This window comes from Flavobacterium antarcticum DSM 19726 (assembly GCF_000419685.1).
GTDB lineage: Bacteria > Bacteroidota > Bacteroidia > Flavobacteriales > Flavobacteriaceae > Flavobacterium > Flavobacterium antarcticum.
The window spans coordinates 354847-370345 of sequence record NZ_ATTM01000001.1; the positions used below are offsets into that span (position 1 = coordinate 354847).

Sequence of the window (15499 nt, forward strand, 5' to 3'; positions counted from 1 at the left end):
TTTAAATGAAGCCTTTAATTAAAATTATTAAATATTTTTAAGCTTCCTTTCTTAAATCAGATAGAAAGAAGATGTAGTCATAAAACAAGACATTTAAGCAACTGTTTTTCTATTTCCTAATAAGTTTACCAAAGCAATCAAATTAAGCTGCATACAAGACTTAATGTTATTAAACATTTTTAGAATTGTAGAAATAATAAAATCAATTGTCGCATCTTTGAAAAAAGTTAGATTAAATAATTCTCGGATGTGAAAGTTCATAAATACAGATTATTATACTAATTAAATGGTTAAAATCAAATGTTAGAATTTTACGGTAATTACCCCTACAATTACCCCCAAGATATTTATCATCTCTTTAACTCTTGAAAATACTCATGATTCCGCTATATGTTTTAAACCAGTCGGGGTCACAATTTTTAAGGGACATTTTGTCCCTTTTTTAATGCCTAAAAAGAATTGATTTGGAACTATTTGAATTCGTAATGATTGGTTTAGGCATTGTCTTTATTGTATTAACGATATTGATACTATTTAAGTTGGTAGCAGAACCTATTTACATGCTACTTTTCAAAAAACCAATCTATATTCATTATTACCCTTTTCCTCGAAAGTTAACTTCAATACAGCAGTCGGTTTTAAAAAGAGAATTTGCGTTCTATTCGCGATTGTGCGAGAAAAGAAAAGCGTATTTTGAACATCGTGTCAGCGCTTTTTTGAATCGCTATCAATTTGTTGGCAATGGAATTTCTATCGAAAATGAGGAAGTAAAAATGATTGTTGCGGGAACGTACGTGATGCTTACTTTTGGAATGAGGCAATATTTGACAACTGTTTTCGATAAAATAATCATCTATCCAAGTGTTTATTACTCTACAGTTAATGAGCAATACCACAAAGGTGAATTTAATCCCAAATTGAAGGCCGTTGTGTTTTCTTGGGAAGACTTTTTATCCGGTCATCAGATTACGAACAATAATATTAATTTGGGTTTACATGAATTTACGCATGCTTTGCACATTGCATCTAGAAAGAGATACTATTCAAGCGATGTGATTTTCATAGATGAATTTAATGCAATTTTGGAATATTTAGAAAATGCCGAATTTCGTCAAAAAATGCTTGACGACGATTATTTCAGAGATTATGCTTTTGAAAATCAGTTTGAATTTCTAGCTGTTTTGTTGGAGCACTTTTTTGAAACACCTGAAGAATTCAACCGGATTTATCCCGAATTATTTGTACACGTGAAGCGAATGATAAACTTTCAAAATTAAAAAAGCCTTTCCGAAGAAAGGCTAATGATAAACTTTATTTCAATAATTGCTTCAAATTAGCAATCGTCTGTGTAGGATTCTCCGCTTTAAACACAAAACTTCCCGCAACTAAAACATCAGCACCCGCTTCTTGTAATTGTTTCGCATTTTTATCCGTAACACCACCGTCGACTTCAATTAGTGTCGAAGCACCGTTTCGTTCAATCAATTCTTTAAGTTGTCTGACTTTTTTGTACGTGTTTTCAATAAAAGATTGTCCGCCAAAACCAGGATTCACACTCATTACGCAAACCAAGTCGATGTCGTTAATCACATCTTCCAGCAAACTCACGTTCGTATGCGGATTAATCGCAACTCCAGCTTTCATGCCTTCCGCTTTTATCGCTTGTAAAGTTCGGTGTAAATGGGTACAAGCTTCATAATGAACACTCAAAATATTCGCTCCTAAGTCAGCAAACGTTTTAATGTATCGATCTGGATCGACAATCATCAAGTGAACGTCAATTGTTTTTTTTGCATGCTTGTTAATCACGTCTAAAACCGGCATTCCGTAAGAAATATTCGGAACAAAAACGCCGTCCATAATGTCAATATGAAACCAGTCGGCCTCACTATTGTTAATCATTTCCAAATCGCGTTGCAAGTTTCCAAAATCAGCTGCCAAAACCGATGGAGCTATAAGTGTATTCTTCATTGTGTGTTGTGTTGTTTATTCTGAATTTATTTCAGAATTAGTTGTAGTTGCAAAGGTAAATATATATTTAGAACCAAATTAATCTGACCGATTTTTTTACAACTTTTTAAATCAACATTTTTTAAAAAGTCTCTCAAAGTCGCAGAGACGCAAATTTTAAAAGTATCTCTTTGCGACTTGGCGTCTTTGCGAGAAATAATTATTAACTTAAATTTTAAAGAAATAGATTATTGGAAAATAAACCAAATGAAGACCAAATCTTTTATCGAGCAGAAAGGGTTTTGCTAACTACGCAAAAACCTCGGACTCGACACTGAAAGTAAAACAGAACTTAGTTAAACCCGAGAGCTTTGCTCGAACTGACCGAAGGTTTTTTTGCCCTGCAAAAAAAAACCTCGGTAATCAGCCGAGGTTTCAATCATCAATCAAAAAACGAACAGTTAATCAGACTGTTGTTTACTATTTAAAAAGTTTAAGGTTTAAAGTCTAAAGTTACGAGTGCAACCTACAACTTACAACCTACAACTTTCCCTATCCTAAATACGTTTTCAAAATCTTACTTCTACTTGTATGTTTTAATCTGCGAATTGCTTTTTCTTTAATCTGACGTACTCTTTCACGAGTTAAGTCAAAAGTTTCACCAATTTCCTCTAAAGTCATCGGATGTTGGTCACCTAAACCAAAATATAAACGCACAACGTCAGCTTCTCTTGGCGTCAAAGTTTCCAATGAACGCTCAATTTCAGTACGCAAAGATTCGTGAATTAATTCTCTATCTGGATTTGGCGACTCACCTGAACGCAAAACGTCGTACAAGTTAGAATCTTCTCCTTCAACTAAAGGAGCATCCATTGACAAGTGACGACCAGAGTTTTTCATAGACTCTTTTACATCATTTACCGTCATGTCCAATTCCTTTGCAATCTCTTCAGCAGAAGGCGGACGTTCGTTAGATTGCTCTAACAAGGCATACATTTTGTTGATTTTATTAATCGAACCAATTTTGTTCAAAGGCAAACGAACGATACGAGATTGTTCAGCCAAAGCTTGCAAAATCGACTGACGAATCCACCAAACTGCGTATGATATAAATTTAAATCCACGTGTTTCATCAAAACGTTGAGCCGCTTTAATCAAACCTAAATTACCTTCGTTAATCAAATCGGGAAGCGTCAAACCTTGGTTTTGGTACTGTTTTGCAACCGAAACAACGAAACGTAAATTCGCTTTCGTCAATTTCTCTAAAGCTTTTTGGTCACCGGCTTTAATTTTCTGTGCCAATTCTACCTCTTCATCCGCGGTAATCAAATCTACTTTACCAATTTCTTGAAGGTATTTATCTAACGATGCAGTTTCACGATTCGTAACCTGCTTGGTGATTTTAAGCTGTCTCATTTAATTTCAAAATATCCTTTAGTATGGATACCTTTAGTTATACGTGATGAGTTGCAAATAAGTTACAATAATTTAAAAATAATTTTTTTAAAATCATAGACTATTTGAAATCAGGTAATTATGATTTGGGCGTTCCGCTTGTCCTGATGAAAGATCAGTACAATCGGCGGGCTATTCGCTGCAATCTTTTTATTTTTAAAGAAAAAATAAGAAGGATTTCCACTGCTATCCCTAACGCAAAAGTGAACATCCAGAAGTTTCGGCTTCTTTATATTCATAAGACTTATCCAAATGTTTCAGCTCCTCTAAAATCCATCCGAACTCAATCCTTGAAGGGTTTTAATTATAAACTTACTTCAGAAGAAAATGACGTAGCAGCAAAATCTTCTCTATCCAACCAATATTTAGAAGTTACGATTTCATAATTTATATTATCATCCGTTTTCAAATCCCAAAGTATAGCTTCCGCTTCTTCAAACGCTGCGTCAGAGGTCAACTGTTCATTAAAAAGTCTTTTGATGACATTTCTTGGCGAAAACCCAGCATATAAAACTTTTAAAATATTCGCTTGATAAAGAGTTTCTAGTTTTACCATATCTTCAGAAGTGATTATTCAGCAAAAAGTTTCTTCTATTTAGAAAAATTTCGGCAATCCAACAACAGTTAAAGTACTCCCTACTAATTTGGATACGCATCGATTAATTCTGAAATTTGTACAATAAATAAAAAAATGTCCAGTACAAAAGCGATCCAAACACATTGTTGCACTAGCTCTAAATCAGAGGGTTTTGTGCTATAAAGTATTTTGAAATATATCAATACACACGAAACTCTCCATTATTGGGGAGTTTTTTATTTAAACTATAAAAGAAACATCATGTTATGAAATCGGAAAACAAACAAATATACCAATCCAATTTTCTTGAAAAGAAGTTGTTTTTCAGTAAAAAGAAAATAAAATATTGGATCAACGAAATGACTGAATGGTTGTTTTGTACCCAGAAGGAATACATCGATTATCAATTTTTTGCCGAAAAGGAAGTAGAATTGACATTGCTTTTGATTCAATTATTGGAAGCGGAACAATTTTCAAAAGAAGAAGCTACTAGAATTACAACCGAGTTTTTTGCCAATTGTGAAAAGTTGCACCACGTTTTGCTGGACGACCTAAATGCCATTTTTGAATTTGATCCAGCAGCAAAATCTAAAAACGAAGTCTTGATTGCGTATCCAGGATTCTTTGCCATAACGGTTCATAGAATTGCGTATATTTTATGGAACGAAAATGCTAGAATTCTAGCCCGATTAATTGCCGAACACGCACACAGTAAAACGGGAATTGACATACATCCAGCAGCAACCATTGGCGAACATTTCTTAATTGACCACGGAACCGGAATTGTAATTGGTGAAACAGCAATTATTGGCAAACATGTCAAAATTTATCAAGGGGTTACTTTAGGAGCGTTAACTGTGACCAAAGAAGCCGCAGAGGAAAAACGGCATCCAACTATTGAAGATAATGTAACTGTCTATGCAAATGCTACGATTCTTGGAGGGAAAACAGTAATAGGCAAGAATGCCGTTATTGGCGGGAATGTTTGGCTTACTAACTCTATTCCGCCCGAATCCTTGGTGTATCATAAAAGTCAAGTCACTATAAAAAGCAAGGAACAATTTCCTGAAGCAATAAATTTTACTATATAATATTAAAAACTGCAATATGAAAGCAAACAACATTTTAGCAACAATTGGAAATACACCCGTCGTTAAATTAGAACGATTATTTGAAAACAGAAATGTTTATATCAAATTGGAACGAAACAATCCGGGAAACAGCATCAAAGACCGAATTGCATTAGCGATGATTGAAGATGCAGAAAGAAATGGAATTTTAAATCCGAACAGCGTAATTATTGAGCCGACTTCTGGAAATACAGGAATTGGATTGGCATTGGTAGCGGCTGTAAAAGGCTATAAAGTAATTTTGGTAATGCCTGAATCAATGAGTGTGGAACGTAGGAAATTAATGGAAATCTACGGAGCAGAATTCGAACTGACGCCCAAAGAAAAAGGAATGAAAGGTGCCATTGAACGCGCTGCTGAATTGGTTGTAGAAACACCGAATGGTTGGTCGCCAAAACAATTTGACAACCCAGCAAATGTTGAAATTCACAAAACGACTACAGCCGTAGAAATCGCAAATGATTTTCCAGAGGGATTGGATTATATTATTACAGGAGTAGGAACCGGAGGCCATATTACGGGTGTTGCGGAAGCGTTGAAAGACAAGTTTCCAAATTTAAAAGTCATTGCTGTGGAACCAGAATTATCGCCTGTTTTGAGCGGAGGAAAACCTGGCCCACATGCTTTGCAAGGAATTGGAGCAGGTTTTGTGCCGGAAAATTATCACGCAAACGCAATTGATGAAGTGATTCAAGTAAGTAAAGAAGAAGCTTACGAATTTACGAGACAAATAGCCCGAAAAGAAGGAATTCTAGCCGGCGTTTCTACGGGATCTTCACTTGCAGCTGTAGCTAAGAAGTTGAAAGAAATTCCGCAAGAAGCAGTCGTTTTGACTTTTAATTACGATACGGGTGAACGTTATTTATCAGTAGAAGGATTATTTTAATAAAGCACATTAAATGTAAAACCCCATTTCAAGGTAATGAAATGGGATTTTAATTGAAATAGTTTCTTTAAAACAAATTCTACCGTAGAAAAAAAAGGGCTACTTTGAAGAGCTTCTATAAATGTACGTCAGAAGAAAACGACGTTGCGGCAAAATCTTCTCTATCCAACCAATATTCAGATGTTGTGATTTCATAATTTATATGATCATCCGTTTTTAAATCCCAAAGTATCGCTTCTGCTTCTTCAAACGCTGCATCAGAGGTCAATTGCTCATTAAAAAGTCTTTTGACGACATTTCTTGGCGAAAAGCCAGCATATAAAACTTTCAAGATAGTTGCTTTAGAAAGCGGCTCTAAATTATCTGAATTTTCAGGAGTAATCGTACAACTGATAATGCTTGCTTTTGCATTCAGAAATTTTCCATTATAGGCTTTATACAACAATTGGTTGATTTGATATAAAGTGGAATGTAACGTAATGTCAGGATATTCCTCACAAATTTTATCAATCAACATCTCATTTGATAATTGGTCAATTTGCCCTTCGTTCAATTGTTCACTTAATTTATAAGTCAGCACTTTGGAGGCAGCTTCATTAGGCTCAAAATCACTTACAGCCATAGAAAGTAATTCTTGTAATTCTGTCAAATCTGTGCTCTTCGCATCCGGATAATCAAATTGCGCTAAAAGATTTACGTAATCTTCCACGGTCCAGTAATTTTCTAAATCGTCTACATTGCTTATATTATTGATGCTAACTTGATATTTCATAATTTCTATTTGAGTTATAATTTCGCTTTTTAACGAATTAGTAAGATAGCGCATTATGTTTAAAAGAGTTATAATTAAAACATAAAACCGCATTCAGGAAATTAGAATGAGGTTTAAATCTGCGAATACAATGTATGCTGAACACTATAGCACTTCAGCTTTATTACTCAAAAATAATTGACTTACGATCAATTAAAATAGAATTCCTGTTCAAACTTAGTTAATAATTCGGTATCTAAGAAAAATAAATATTCAATTTTTTTTGCGAAATTTTCAGCGTTGATTGTATTGTTAATTTCGAAACCGTAAACCGCAGAATCAGATTGAAATGTCTTTATAGTATTTCGAGCAAACTTTTTCACTCTAAATAAATTAACAGCATTACTCTCTAGATGAGATAAATACATGGTAACTTCTCTTCCATAAGTAGCTTCCATTATTTTACCGAAAGTATTAATAGCAGCGTCGTACGTTATAGTGCTTTCGCCCGTTGGTAAAAATTCATTTTCTCCTTGCTGCTTGTTAAAATATTTTTCGGTCAATGGATTTCCATTTGAGTCAAACTGCATGATAATTCTACTTACATCTGACCCAAAGTTTCCTTCATAGAAAACGGTATTTCCATTTTCTAATTTTAATTTTGAAGTACTATGTACTGTATAATTAGTACCGTCAGTACTTTTCTTCCACTCTGAATAAATGGTATCACCAGTTTGAACAAAAGTGTGTTTGCTGATTTCAGTCAATGCATTATTTAAATTGTAAGTCTCTGTTTTGAATTCAGAAAGTTTGTTGTTTTGGTAAGCGAAAAACTGCTTACTTCTAATAACACCACTTTCAGAAGCTACTATACTTGAGATTTTGTCATTCGTGTAAGAATATTGCGTGCTTGTTATTACTCCAGTCGCGACAACGATTCGTTGTGTGCTTTTAATTTTTGAATTTTCTAATTGATACGTTGTAGAATCAAAAATTGCATTTGTGCTAACGGTAAAATTTTTGACAACAAGTTTATAAAGGTTCGTATTACCTGGAACCTCAGGATTTTCAGGGTTCTCGGCTTCATTTGGTAGCGCATCATCAGAACTACAAGAAACTGCGATTGAAGTGAGACTTAATACGAATAAAAAATAAAATATTTTTTTCATGACGTTGATTTGTAGATTGTTAACTTAGGGTGTAAAGAAACATAAAAATTACGTTAAAAAGCATGAATAACTTTAAAAGTCAACAATAAAGGAATGAAATGTATTTTTGGCTTTACTTCCTTTAATAAATTTGCTGTTTTAAAGCACTATTTCTAAAACAGCAAATCGACTTCATTATTTAGTTTTTCTTTATAGTACGCTATTTTTCTACGAGAGCGATTAAAAAATAAGCTTTGCTCTTTAATTCCAGATTGGTTCAGTGGTTGCGAATTGTTGATTTGTTGTATGAAAAATTGGTGTACATTTTTACACGCCGTTTCATTATCAGTAATAAAATACCCCAATAAAGTATAAGGAACAAACATCGTCAGTTTTTCATCAGTTTCAATAAGCATATTGTTGTTGAGCAAAATCAATTCGTTGTAGTAGATAGAGAAATTTTCATTCTTATTGTTGCACTTTTGTTGTACCAAATTAATAATTCTATTCAAATCTTCGCATAACGCATTCGCGCTTTCCAAGTCAAGCATTCCTGCTTCGTAGAAATAAAGAATCTGTTGCAAACTACTATTGATAGTCGTGTCGTTCCAAATTTCTCTAACTTCAACTTCTTCATAAATCACCTTCAGTTTTTGCATGTATGCTAAAAAAGATTCGTCAATTATAAATTGCTCAAAACGTACTTTCGTCATGCTAGAATTCAAAAGATTGAGCCAAACGTAAGCCTTAAATTTTGACAAAATGGTACTATCCATAAAATAAAATAAGGGAATATCTTTCGCCGAATAATATAAAGTAGACTTTTTGTTTTTCGTTAAATTACTTATTTGTTCCGCTGAATTTTTAAAATACTGCAGCATGTCTTTTAAAGTCGAGATTTCAACTGTTTTCTGAACAATGATCTTTTCCTCTTTCAGGTATAAGTTATCTAATGATATATTAAAGTGATTTGCTAACTGTAATGTTTCATCAATTGAGAATTTACTTTTTCCCGAAACTCTGCGATGTGCAGCGTCATAACTAACATTCAAAACCGTAGCAATAATATCGTTTATTGAAGTAGCCGCTGTGATTTGCTTTCTAATTTGAGTCAATAGTAGGTCTTGATAATTCATACGTTTGTGATTTTCGCAAAAACGAATATACAATTAATTATTTAGCACAATGTTGTTTGCGATTTATAATTGAATTTTGATTGATCAAATTAAAAATTATGAAAACAGTAATTAATGATTTTAGGTCAATCTTCATTTGGCTAATTAGAAAAAGTTGCCCGTTTATTTTTGTGCTCTTCTTCAGTTCTTGTAGTGTTCATAACCAAATTAATAAGGATGATTACATCTCTATTTCGAAAGATTTCTCGGGAAGTTTTTACGACAAGTTAGATACGCTTTCTGCACAATATGACGGCAAGATATTTACGAGAAGTTTGATGAAGGAATTTACAGCAGTCGAGAATATTGATTACTCTAAAGCTATTCAGATTAGGATAAATAAAACGGAACTGTTTCTAAGCTTTGAAGACATCAATAAGAAACAATACGTTTTGAAATTTTACGGTAAGCTCCATAAAAAGCGTTTCGTTTTCTATACGTATTATAAAACGGTTTCATTTCCAATACTTTTCATTTCGAAAGAGATAGAAAAGTTCGAAATTAATTTTCCAAACGAGAATGAAATCGTTTTCGAAAATAAAAGTGAAAATCAAGGTATGTTTTTGATTTTCGGCGGTGGAGGTGCTTCACAATTAGATTTTAAATTTAAACTTATTAAAAATGAATAAAGTAGTAATTCTAGTCTTATTTGCATTTAAGATGAATGCACAAGACACAATCACTTTTCCGAAAATCGATTTGTACAAAAGAAACATTGTAGAAGTTAGTTACGGAAAGCCTTTAGGACAATTGTCAGATAAATATGAAAGCGCAATAAATTCGGCTTTCTATATGAGAACGAAAATCGCACGCCTACAATTCATCGATTTTGGTGTTGAAATTGGAGCTATTGTAAAAGGAAGCACTTTAGATTACAGGTTCGAAAATCAAAAAATAGTCTTAGACGGGACGAAAACTTCTTTTCTACTTGGTTTGAGATACACAAGATTTTTGTATCAATCTAAGAATGAAAATCTGCATATTGAATCAAATGCTGGAATTGGTTGGAAATATTTATATTACCAAAAACCACAAACGGAAACTTATAAAGATATCGACTTGAAACCTTCCATTCACACAATCGCAGTTTCGCAAGGAATTAAGATCATGTATCATGGATTTGGAGTGCATTTCAATTATCAATATGCACCTTATGAACTATTTAATTCGAAGATTGAGAAAAACTTTGGAGGATCATCACTAAATTTTGGAGTGTCGGGAAGTTGGAATTTTTAGACGTACTGCTATCAAATGATTATATAATTATTAGAAAGTTTATATAAACTTAAAAACCCCATTTCAAATAAATGAAATGGGGTTTTAATTGAATTAAACCTTTTATAAAGTTGTAATCTTATCTTCTGTCGTCACGTCGTTCTGGACGAGGCGCTCTTTCTTCTCTTGGAGCATTTTCGTCTCTCGGAGGTCTTGGCATTAACGCTTTTCTAGAAACTTTTTCTTTTCTAGTTTTAGGATCCATTCCCATGTACTTCACTTGGAATAAATCTCCCATGTTCACTACGTCAGAAACATTTTCCGTACGTTCCCAAGCCAACTCAGATACGTGTAATAAAACTTCATTTCCTGGAGCTGCAAGGTATTCAACTACCGCACCAAAATCCAACATTTTTATTACTTTCACATCATAAGACTCATTCATTTGAGGCTTGAAAGTGATGGATTGTATTTTAGCCAATACCGCTTCAATTCCAGCAGGATCAGTTCCTAAAATTTCAATAATTCCTTCTTCAGTAATTGGATCTTCATTAATTACAATTGTAGTTCCACTAGCTTTTTGTAATTCTTGAATCACTTTTCCACCAGGTCCGATCAAAGCTCCAATGAATGCATTTGGAATTCTTCTTGTAATGATTTTTGGAGAATGTGCTTTCACATCTTCTCTTGGCTGAGCCAAAGTTGCAACCAATTTTTCAAGAATATGTAAACGTCCATCACGAGCTTGAGCCAAAGCTTGCTCCATGATTTCGTATTTCAATCCGTCAATTTTGATGTCCATTTGACACGCTGTAATTCCTTCAGAAGTTCCCGTTACTTTGAAATCCATATCTCCCAAGTGATCTTCATCACCTAAAATATCAGATAATACAGCAAAACGATCTCCGTCAGAAATCAATCCCATTGCAATTCCAGAAACGGGACGAATCAATTGAATTCCAGCATCCATTAATGATAATGTACCAGCACAAACTGTTGCCATTGAAGATGAACCGTTAGATTCTAATACTTCAGAAACAACACGAATGGTATAAGGACAATCAGCAGGAATCATATTTTTCAAGGCTCTTTGTGCCAAGTTTCCGTGACCAACTTCTCTTCTTGAAGTTCCTCTCAATGGACGCGCTTCTCCTGTAGAAAATGGTGGGAAATTATAGTGCAAATAGAATTTTTCTTCTCCTTGTTGAGATGGTGAATCAATTTGGTTTGCTTCTCTAGAAGTTCCTAAAGTAGCTGTTGCCAAAGCTTGAGTTTCTCCACGTGTAAACAAAGCCGAACCGTGAACCGATGGTAAATAATCTACTTCACACCAGATATCTCTGATTTCCGTAGTTTTTCTTCCGTCTAGTCGAGTTCCTAAATCTAAAGTAACATTACGAACCGCTTCTTTATTGACTTTCTTGAAATATTTAGAAACTAAATCTCCATCTGCAGCCAATTCTTCTTCAGTAAATAATGCTTTTACTTCTTCTTTTACTTCGTCAAATGAAGCCGAACGTTCGTGTTTCGCCGAACCTTTAGATGCAATTGCGTAAATTTTATCATAAGATGCTGCTTTTACTTTTTCATAAATTGCTTCATCTTCTCTTTCGCCTTCATACGTACGAACTTCTTTTTTACCAAAAGCAGCTTGCAAACGCAATTGAGCAGAAATTTGATTTTTGATGTGTTCGTGAGCAAACTTAATTGCTTCTAACATTTCAGCTTCTGAAATTTCTTTCATTTCACCTTCTACCATTGCGATAGAATCCATAGAAGCTCCAATCATCATGTCGATGTCCGATTCTTCTAATTGTGCACGAGATGGGTTGATTATGAATTTTCCGTCAATTCTTCCAACTCTAGCTTCAGAAATCAAAGTTTCAAAAGGAATGTCAGACAAAGCAAGCGCTGCTGAAGCGGCTAAACCTGCTAATGCATCTGGCATCACTTCATCATCATGAGACATTAACTGAATCATAACTTGCACTTCTGCATGATAATCAGATGGGAAAAGTGGACGTAAAACACGGTCAACTAATCGCATGGTTAATACTTCGTTATCACTTGGACGCGCTTCTCTTTTGAAGAAACCACCAGGAAAACGACCTGCTGCTGCAAATTTCTCTCTGTAATCTACCGTTAAAGGTAAAAAGTCGATACCAGGACTTGCTTTTCTTGAGGAAACAACTGTACCTAAAATCACAGTTTTTCCAATTCTTACTACTACAGAACCGTCAGCTTGTTTAGCTAAACGTCCTGTCTCGATTGTGATGCTTCTTCCATCACCTAAATCGATGCTTTCTACAAATAATTGTGGAATCATAATTATTCTCTTATTGATTAAACATGGGTTTTAGTTGTGTTGTTGTTGCGTAGTTATTGCTCTAAAACCCAATGAAAAACCAAACTTTTTTTAAACTTTAAATGCAATTTCAAAAATTATTTTCAATTGCTAATGCGCAAGAATTCTGCATTCTAAAATCAAAATTCTTAAATAAAAAAAGAGGCGCGTGTGCACCTCTTTTCCGTATTGATTATTTTCTAATACCCAATTCTTTGATAATTTCACGATATCTGTTGATTTCTGATTTTTTCAAGTAATCCAACAAACTTCTTCTTTTACCTACCAGCATTACTAATGAACGCTCTGTATTGTAATCGTGGCGATTTTTTTTCAAGTGTTCAGTTAAGTGGTTAATTCTAAATGTAAACAAAGCGATTTGTCCTTCAGATTTACCAGTATTTGCTGCTGTTCCTCCGTGTTTAGCGAAGATTTCTGCTTTAACTTCTTTAGTTAAGTACATGCTAATATTATTTAATGATTATTATGTAGATACGTTTATCGTATTTGCGTGCAAAAGTAAGACATTTTTTTATTTAAATAATGCTATTCGGTAAAATTAATAACAGATGTTTTCGAATCCATGATAAATCACTCTTTATGTCTGAATTTTTTAACTACCAATTTTTGCCCACACGATCTTTTTACTTACAATTAATTTAATAGTACACTAGTGTATGGCAGAGGTATGCCACAAGTATGGATAGTGTATGAGTAATGTATGGAATTAATTATGTCAAATAGATTTAATTTAATTACAACCATAAAACGAAAACTCAAATGCAGTTTTGGCAAATTGTTCTATTTTTTAATCTTTTTCCGTGGTGTTTTCCTATTTAAAAAGTCTTTGCGATTTCTGCATTCACAAATTCTAAAAAGCGTTCATCTGCTTCGGTAAAAGGATCTCTTACGCTTGAGTCAATATCAATTTGACCAATATTCTCGCCATTGACAAATAGAGGAACTACAATTTCAGATTTTACAGAAATACTACAAGCAATATAATTGTCTTGTGCTTGAACGTCTGGAACTACAAAGTTTTGATTTGAAACGGCTACTTGACCGCAAATTCCCTTTCCAAAAGGAATTACGGTGTGATCCGTAGATTCGCCAACGTAAGGTCCTAAAATCAATTCCTCTTTGTCGCCGTTTCTAAAGTAAAAGCCAACCCAGTCGTAATAATCAATGTTGTCTTTCAATAAATGGCAAATTTGAACCAAGCGCTCTTCTCTTAAAACGCCCGCTTTGCTTAAAATATCTTGTACTTTCGGTTTTAATTCTTCAAATGTCATGATGCTGTTTTTTATACAAAAGTATTTATTTGTAGCTTTGAAAAATTATATAAATTTGTTAAAAATAGAATTTGAAAGAATATTTTTTAAAATACCGACCATTTCTACAATTTCTCGGCGTTTTTCTAGCATCGTATTTGGTTTTGATTGTGATTTATCAAAGTTATTTGAATCAATTTGACACACAAAATTTCGAAGTAGATGGATTCACAGAACTTGTGGCAAGACAGACAAAAACAGTATTAAATGGATTCAATTACAAAGTTGATTTAGCGCCTCATGTTAGCGATCCTTCCGTTGTGGTACGTGTTGAATCTGTTGGTGTGGTACGAATTGTTGAAGGTTGCAATGCGATAAGTGTCATGATATTATTCGTTGCATTTATTTTAGCATTTAGCAAAGGATTTTTAAAAACTACCGGTTTTATTCTCGCAGGTATTCTTATTATTCACCTATTGAATATTTTGCGAATTGCGTTCTTGACAATCGGAATTTTAAAATATCCGGAGTACAAACATATTTTACACGGCGTTATTTTTCCACTAATTATTTATGGAACGGTATTTCTACTCTGGATTATTTGGGTAACTAAATTTGCGAACAATGAAGCAAAAATTGCTAAAACATAGATTTCAAATATTTTTGGTAGTAGTTGCAATAATTGGACTTGCATTCGTCCGAAATTACGAAGACATGCTCTTCTACGATCCTTTTCTGAATTTCTTTAAAGGAAAATATTCGCACCAACCACTTCCCGAACTAGTAGAGTGGAAGCTGTATTTAAATTTATTCTTCAGGTATGTTGTAAATACACTTTTGTCATTATTTATGATACATGCTCTTTTTAAAAACAACGAGTTTCTTAAATTAGCAGCTGTTTTATACGTTGTGTTCTTTATAATTTTACTCGTATTATTTATTGTGACAATTCATGTTTTTAGCGATCGATTGATGCTTTTGTTTTACATCAGAAGATTTATCATCCAACCCATATTTTTACTATTATTTATTCCCGGTTTTTACTTCCAACAGTACGATTTAAAAAAATCAAATTCATAACTCGTTTAAAAATATTATTTTAAGTACATTTGCGTCATGCGAAGTAAGAAATTTACCTCTTTGTGTTTAGCAATTTTGCTTTTGATTTCCAATTTTGGATTGGCATTCAATGTGCATTATTGTGGAGATAAAATCGCATCCATTTCCTCGCCATTTGCAACTGTCGAAACAAAAAAAGCAGATGTTACTGAGAAAGACTGTTGTTGCAAAACGGACGATACTAAAAAGGATTCGTGTTGTAAAAACAAAGTAGTGGATTTGAAGAAAGACACCAAAGATGTGATCATCAAGACGTTTTCGTTTCAAATTGACACGCCATTTGTAATCGTCAAATCCAGCGAATTGCTTTTTGCGAAAGCAGAAAAAGTAATTTCAAATACAAATGTAACGGAATACTATTGCAGTCCAAATGCACCGCCGTTATTCAAATTGTACCAACAATACATTTTTTACGCCTGAATTTTAAAGTTGATAAATACGCCATTTTAAGTAATGGAATTCTTTTATTAAAACTTTA

At 33.6% G+C, this 15499-nt stretch carries 17 protein-coding genes; 8 read left to right on the plus strand and 9 right to left on the minus strand.

Annotated elements, in window-relative coordinates; translation table 11 throughout:
• Positions 1–464 precede the first annotated feature (464 nt).
• A complete protein-coding gene (locus tag YWA_RS0101675) occupies positions 465–1277 on the plus strand; it encodes a zinc-dependent peptidase (protein WP_157505277.1) in 813 nt (270 codons plus the stop codon).
• Between the two features lie 34 nt (positions 1278–1311).
• Here the strand turns inward: YWA_RS0101675 and rpe are convergent, their stop codons facing one another.
• The 3 genes from rpe to YWA_RS0101690 all read right to left on the minus strand — a co-directional run bounded on the left by rpe (position 1312) and on the right by YWA_RS0101690 (position 3961).
• Positions 1312–1971, minus strand: a complete 660-nt coding sequence (gene rpe / locus YWA_RS0101680) for a ribulose-phosphate 3-epimerase (RefSeq protein ID WP_022826762.1) — start codon at positions 1969–1971, stop codon at positions 1312–1314.
• A 531-nt stretch (positions 1972–2502) separates the two neighbouring features.
• Complete coding sequence (locus tag YWA_RS0101685) at positions 2503–3366, minus strand: sigma-70 family RNA polymerase sigma factor (protein ID WP_007137700.1); 864 nt, start codon at positions 3364–3366, stop codon at positions 2503–2505.
• 343 nt (positions 3367–3709) lie between these two features.
• Positions 3710–3961 (minus strand): hypothetical protein, encoded by a 252-nt coding sequence (locus YWA_RS0101690; RefSeq protein WP_022826763.1) that lies wholly within the window; start codon positions 3959–3961, stop codon positions 3710–3712.
• A gap of 287 nt (positions 3962–4248) precedes the next feature.
• Here YWA_RS0101690 and epsC point away from each other — a divergent pair, with 287 nt between their 5' ends.
• Positions 4249–5073 (plus strand): serine O-acetyltransferase EpsC, encoded by an 825-nt coding sequence (epsC, locus tag YWA_RS0101695; protein ID WP_022826764.1) that lies wholly within the window; start codon positions 4249–4251, stop codon positions 5071–5073.
• Positions 5074–5089: 16 nt separating this feature from the next.
• On the plus strand, positions 5090–5998 hold the full coding sequence (cysK, locus tag YWA_RS0101700) for a cysteine synthase A (protein ID WP_022826765.1): 909 nt from the start codon (positions 5090–5092) through the stop codon (positions 5996–5998).
• Between the two features lie 115 nt (positions 5999–6113).
• On the opposite strand, the gene YWA_RS0101705 is transcribed toward cysK, so the two are convergent.
• The 3 genes from YWA_RS0101705 to YWA_RS0101715 form a co-directional block, all read right to left on the minus strand.
• Positions 6114–6770, minus strand: a complete 657-nt coding sequence (locus YWA_RS0101705) for a hypothetical protein (RefSeq protein ID WP_026718509.1) — start codon at positions 6768–6770, stop codon at positions 6114–6116.
• A 188-nt stretch (positions 6771–6958) separates the two neighbouring features.
• Positions 6959–7918: a hypothetical protein gene (locus YWA_RS0101710; protein ID WP_022826767.1), complete on the minus strand. Its 960-nt coding sequence runs from the start codon at positions 7916–7918 to the stop codon at positions 6959–6961.
• Between the two features lie 152 nt (positions 7919–8070).
• Positions 8071–9033, minus strand: a complete 963-nt coding sequence (locus YWA_RS0101715; protein WP_022826768.1) for a helix-turn-helix domain-containing protein — start codon at positions 9031–9033, stop codon at positions 8071–8073.
• A 98-nt stretch (positions 9034–9131) separates the two neighbouring features.
• On the opposite strand from YWA_RS0101715, the gene YWA_RS0101720 reads away from it, so the two are divergent.
• A complete protein-coding gene (locus YWA_RS0101720; RefSeq protein ID WP_157505278.1) occupies positions 9132–9701 on the plus strand; it encodes a hypothetical protein in 570 nt (189 codons plus the stop codon).
• Positions 9694–10308, plus strand: a complete 615-nt coding sequence (locus YWA_RS0101725; protein ID WP_022826770.1) for a hypothetical protein — start codon at positions 9694–9696, stop codon at positions 10306–10308. Before YWA_RS0101720 ends, YWA_RS0101725 begins: the two co-directional genes overlap by 8 nt.
• 118 nt (positions 10309–10426) lie before the next feature.
• Here YWA_RS0101725 and YWA_RS0101730 read toward each other — a convergent pair whose 3' ends face one another.
• The 3 genes from YWA_RS0101730 to YWA_RS0101740 form a co-directional block, all read right to left on the minus strand.
• Positions 10427–12613, minus strand: a complete 2187-nt coding sequence (locus YWA_RS0101730) for a polyribonucleotide nucleotidyltransferase (protein WP_022826771.1) — start codon at positions 12611–12613, stop codon at positions 10427–10429.
• Positions 12614–12824: 211 nt separating this feature from the next.
• Positions 12825–13094 (minus strand): 30S ribosomal protein S15, encoded by a 270-nt coding sequence (gene rpsO / locus YWA_RS0101735; protein WP_022826772.1) that lies wholly within the window; start codon positions 13092–13094, stop codon positions 12825–12827.
• 373 nt (positions 13095–13467) lie between these two features.
• A complete protein-coding gene (locus tag YWA_RS0101740; RefSeq protein WP_022826773.1) occupies positions 13468–13923 on the minus strand; it encodes a GAF domain-containing protein in 456 nt (151 codons plus the stop codon).
• A 71-nt stretch (positions 13924–13994) separates the two neighbouring features.
• Between YWA_RS0101740 and xrtF the strand changes: the two genes are divergently transcribed.
• From xrtF to YWA_RS0101755, 3 genes are read left to right on the plus strand one after another with little or no spacing between them, the layout of a single operon-like run.
• A complete protein-coding gene (gene xrtF, locus YWA_RS0101745) occupies positions 13995–14552 on the plus strand; it encodes an exosortase family protein XrtF (protein ID WP_022826774.1) in 558 nt (185 codons plus the stop codon).
• Positions 14527–14982: an exosortase F system-associated membrane protein gene (locus YWA_RS0101750; RefSeq protein ID WP_022826775.1), complete on the plus strand. Its 456-nt coding sequence runs from the start codon at positions 14527–14529 to the stop codon at positions 14980–14982. Before xrtF ends, YWA_RS0101750 begins: the two co-directional genes overlap by 26 nt.
• Positions 14983–15018: 36 nt before the next feature.
• On the plus strand, positions 15019–15441 hold the full coding sequence (locus tag YWA_RS0101755; RefSeq protein WP_022826776.1) for an HYC_CC_PP family protein: 423 nt from the start codon (positions 15019–15021) through the stop codon (positions 15439–15441).
• Positions 15442–15499: the final 58 nt, after the last annotated feature.

Coding starts and splice junctions, on each gene's coding strand:
- YWA_RS0101720 (WP_157505278.1), top strand. CDS start 9,132: ATGAAAACAGTAATTAATGATTTTAGGTCAATCTTCATTTGGCTAATT.
- cysK (WP_022826765.1), top strand. CDS start 5,090: ATGAAAGCAAACAACATTTTAGCAACAATTGGAAATACACCCGTCGTT.
- YWA_RS0101685 (WP_007137700.1), bottom strand. CDS start 3,366: ATGAGACAGCTTAAAATCACCAAGCAGGTTACGAATCGTGAAACTGCA.
- YWA_RS0101725 (WP_022826770.1), top strand. CDS start 9,694: ATGAATAAAGTAGTAATTCTAGTCTTATTTGCATTTAAGATGAATGCA.
- rpe (WP_022826762.1), bottom strand. CDS start 1,971: ATGAAGAATACACTTATAGCTCCATCGGTTTTGGCAGCTGATTTTGGA.
- YWA_RS0101705 (WP_026718509.1), bottom strand. CDS start 6,770: ATGAAATATCAAGTTAGCATCAATAATATAAGCAATGTAGACGATTTA.
- epsC (WP_022826764.1), top strand. CDS start 4,249: ATGAAATCGGAAAACAAACAAATATACCAATCCAATTTTCTTGAAAAG.
- YWA_RS0101755 (WP_022826776.1), top strand. CDS start 15,019: ATGCGAAGTAAGAAATTTACCTCTTTGTGTTTAGCAATTTTGCTTTTG.
- YWA_RS0101715 (WP_022826768.1), bottom strand. CDS start 9,033: ATGAATTATCAAGACCTACTATTGACTCAAATTAGAAAGCAAATCACA.
- YWA_RS0101710 (WP_022826767.1), bottom strand. CDS start 7,918: ATGAAAAAAATATTTTATTTTTTATTCGTATTAAGTCTCACTTCAATC.
- YWA_RS0101740 (WP_022826773.1), bottom strand. CDS start 13,923: ATGACATTTGAAGAATTAAAACCGAAAGTACAAGATATTTTAAGCAAA.
- rpsO (WP_022826772.1), bottom strand. CDS start 13,094: ATGTACTTAACTAAAGAAGTTAAAGCAGAAATCTTCGCTAAACACGGA.
- YWA_RS0101750 (WP_022826775.1), top strand. CDS start 14,527: ATGAAGCAAAAATTGCTAAAACATAGATTTCAAATATTTTTGGTAGTA.
- YWA_RS0101730 (WP_022826771.1), bottom strand. CDS start 12,613: ATGATTCCACAATTATTTGTAGAAAGCATCGATTTAGGTGATGGAAGA.
- YWA_RS0101690 (WP_022826763.1), bottom strand. CDS start 3,961: ATGGTAAAACTAGAAACTCTTTATCAAGCGAATATTTTAAAAGTTTTA.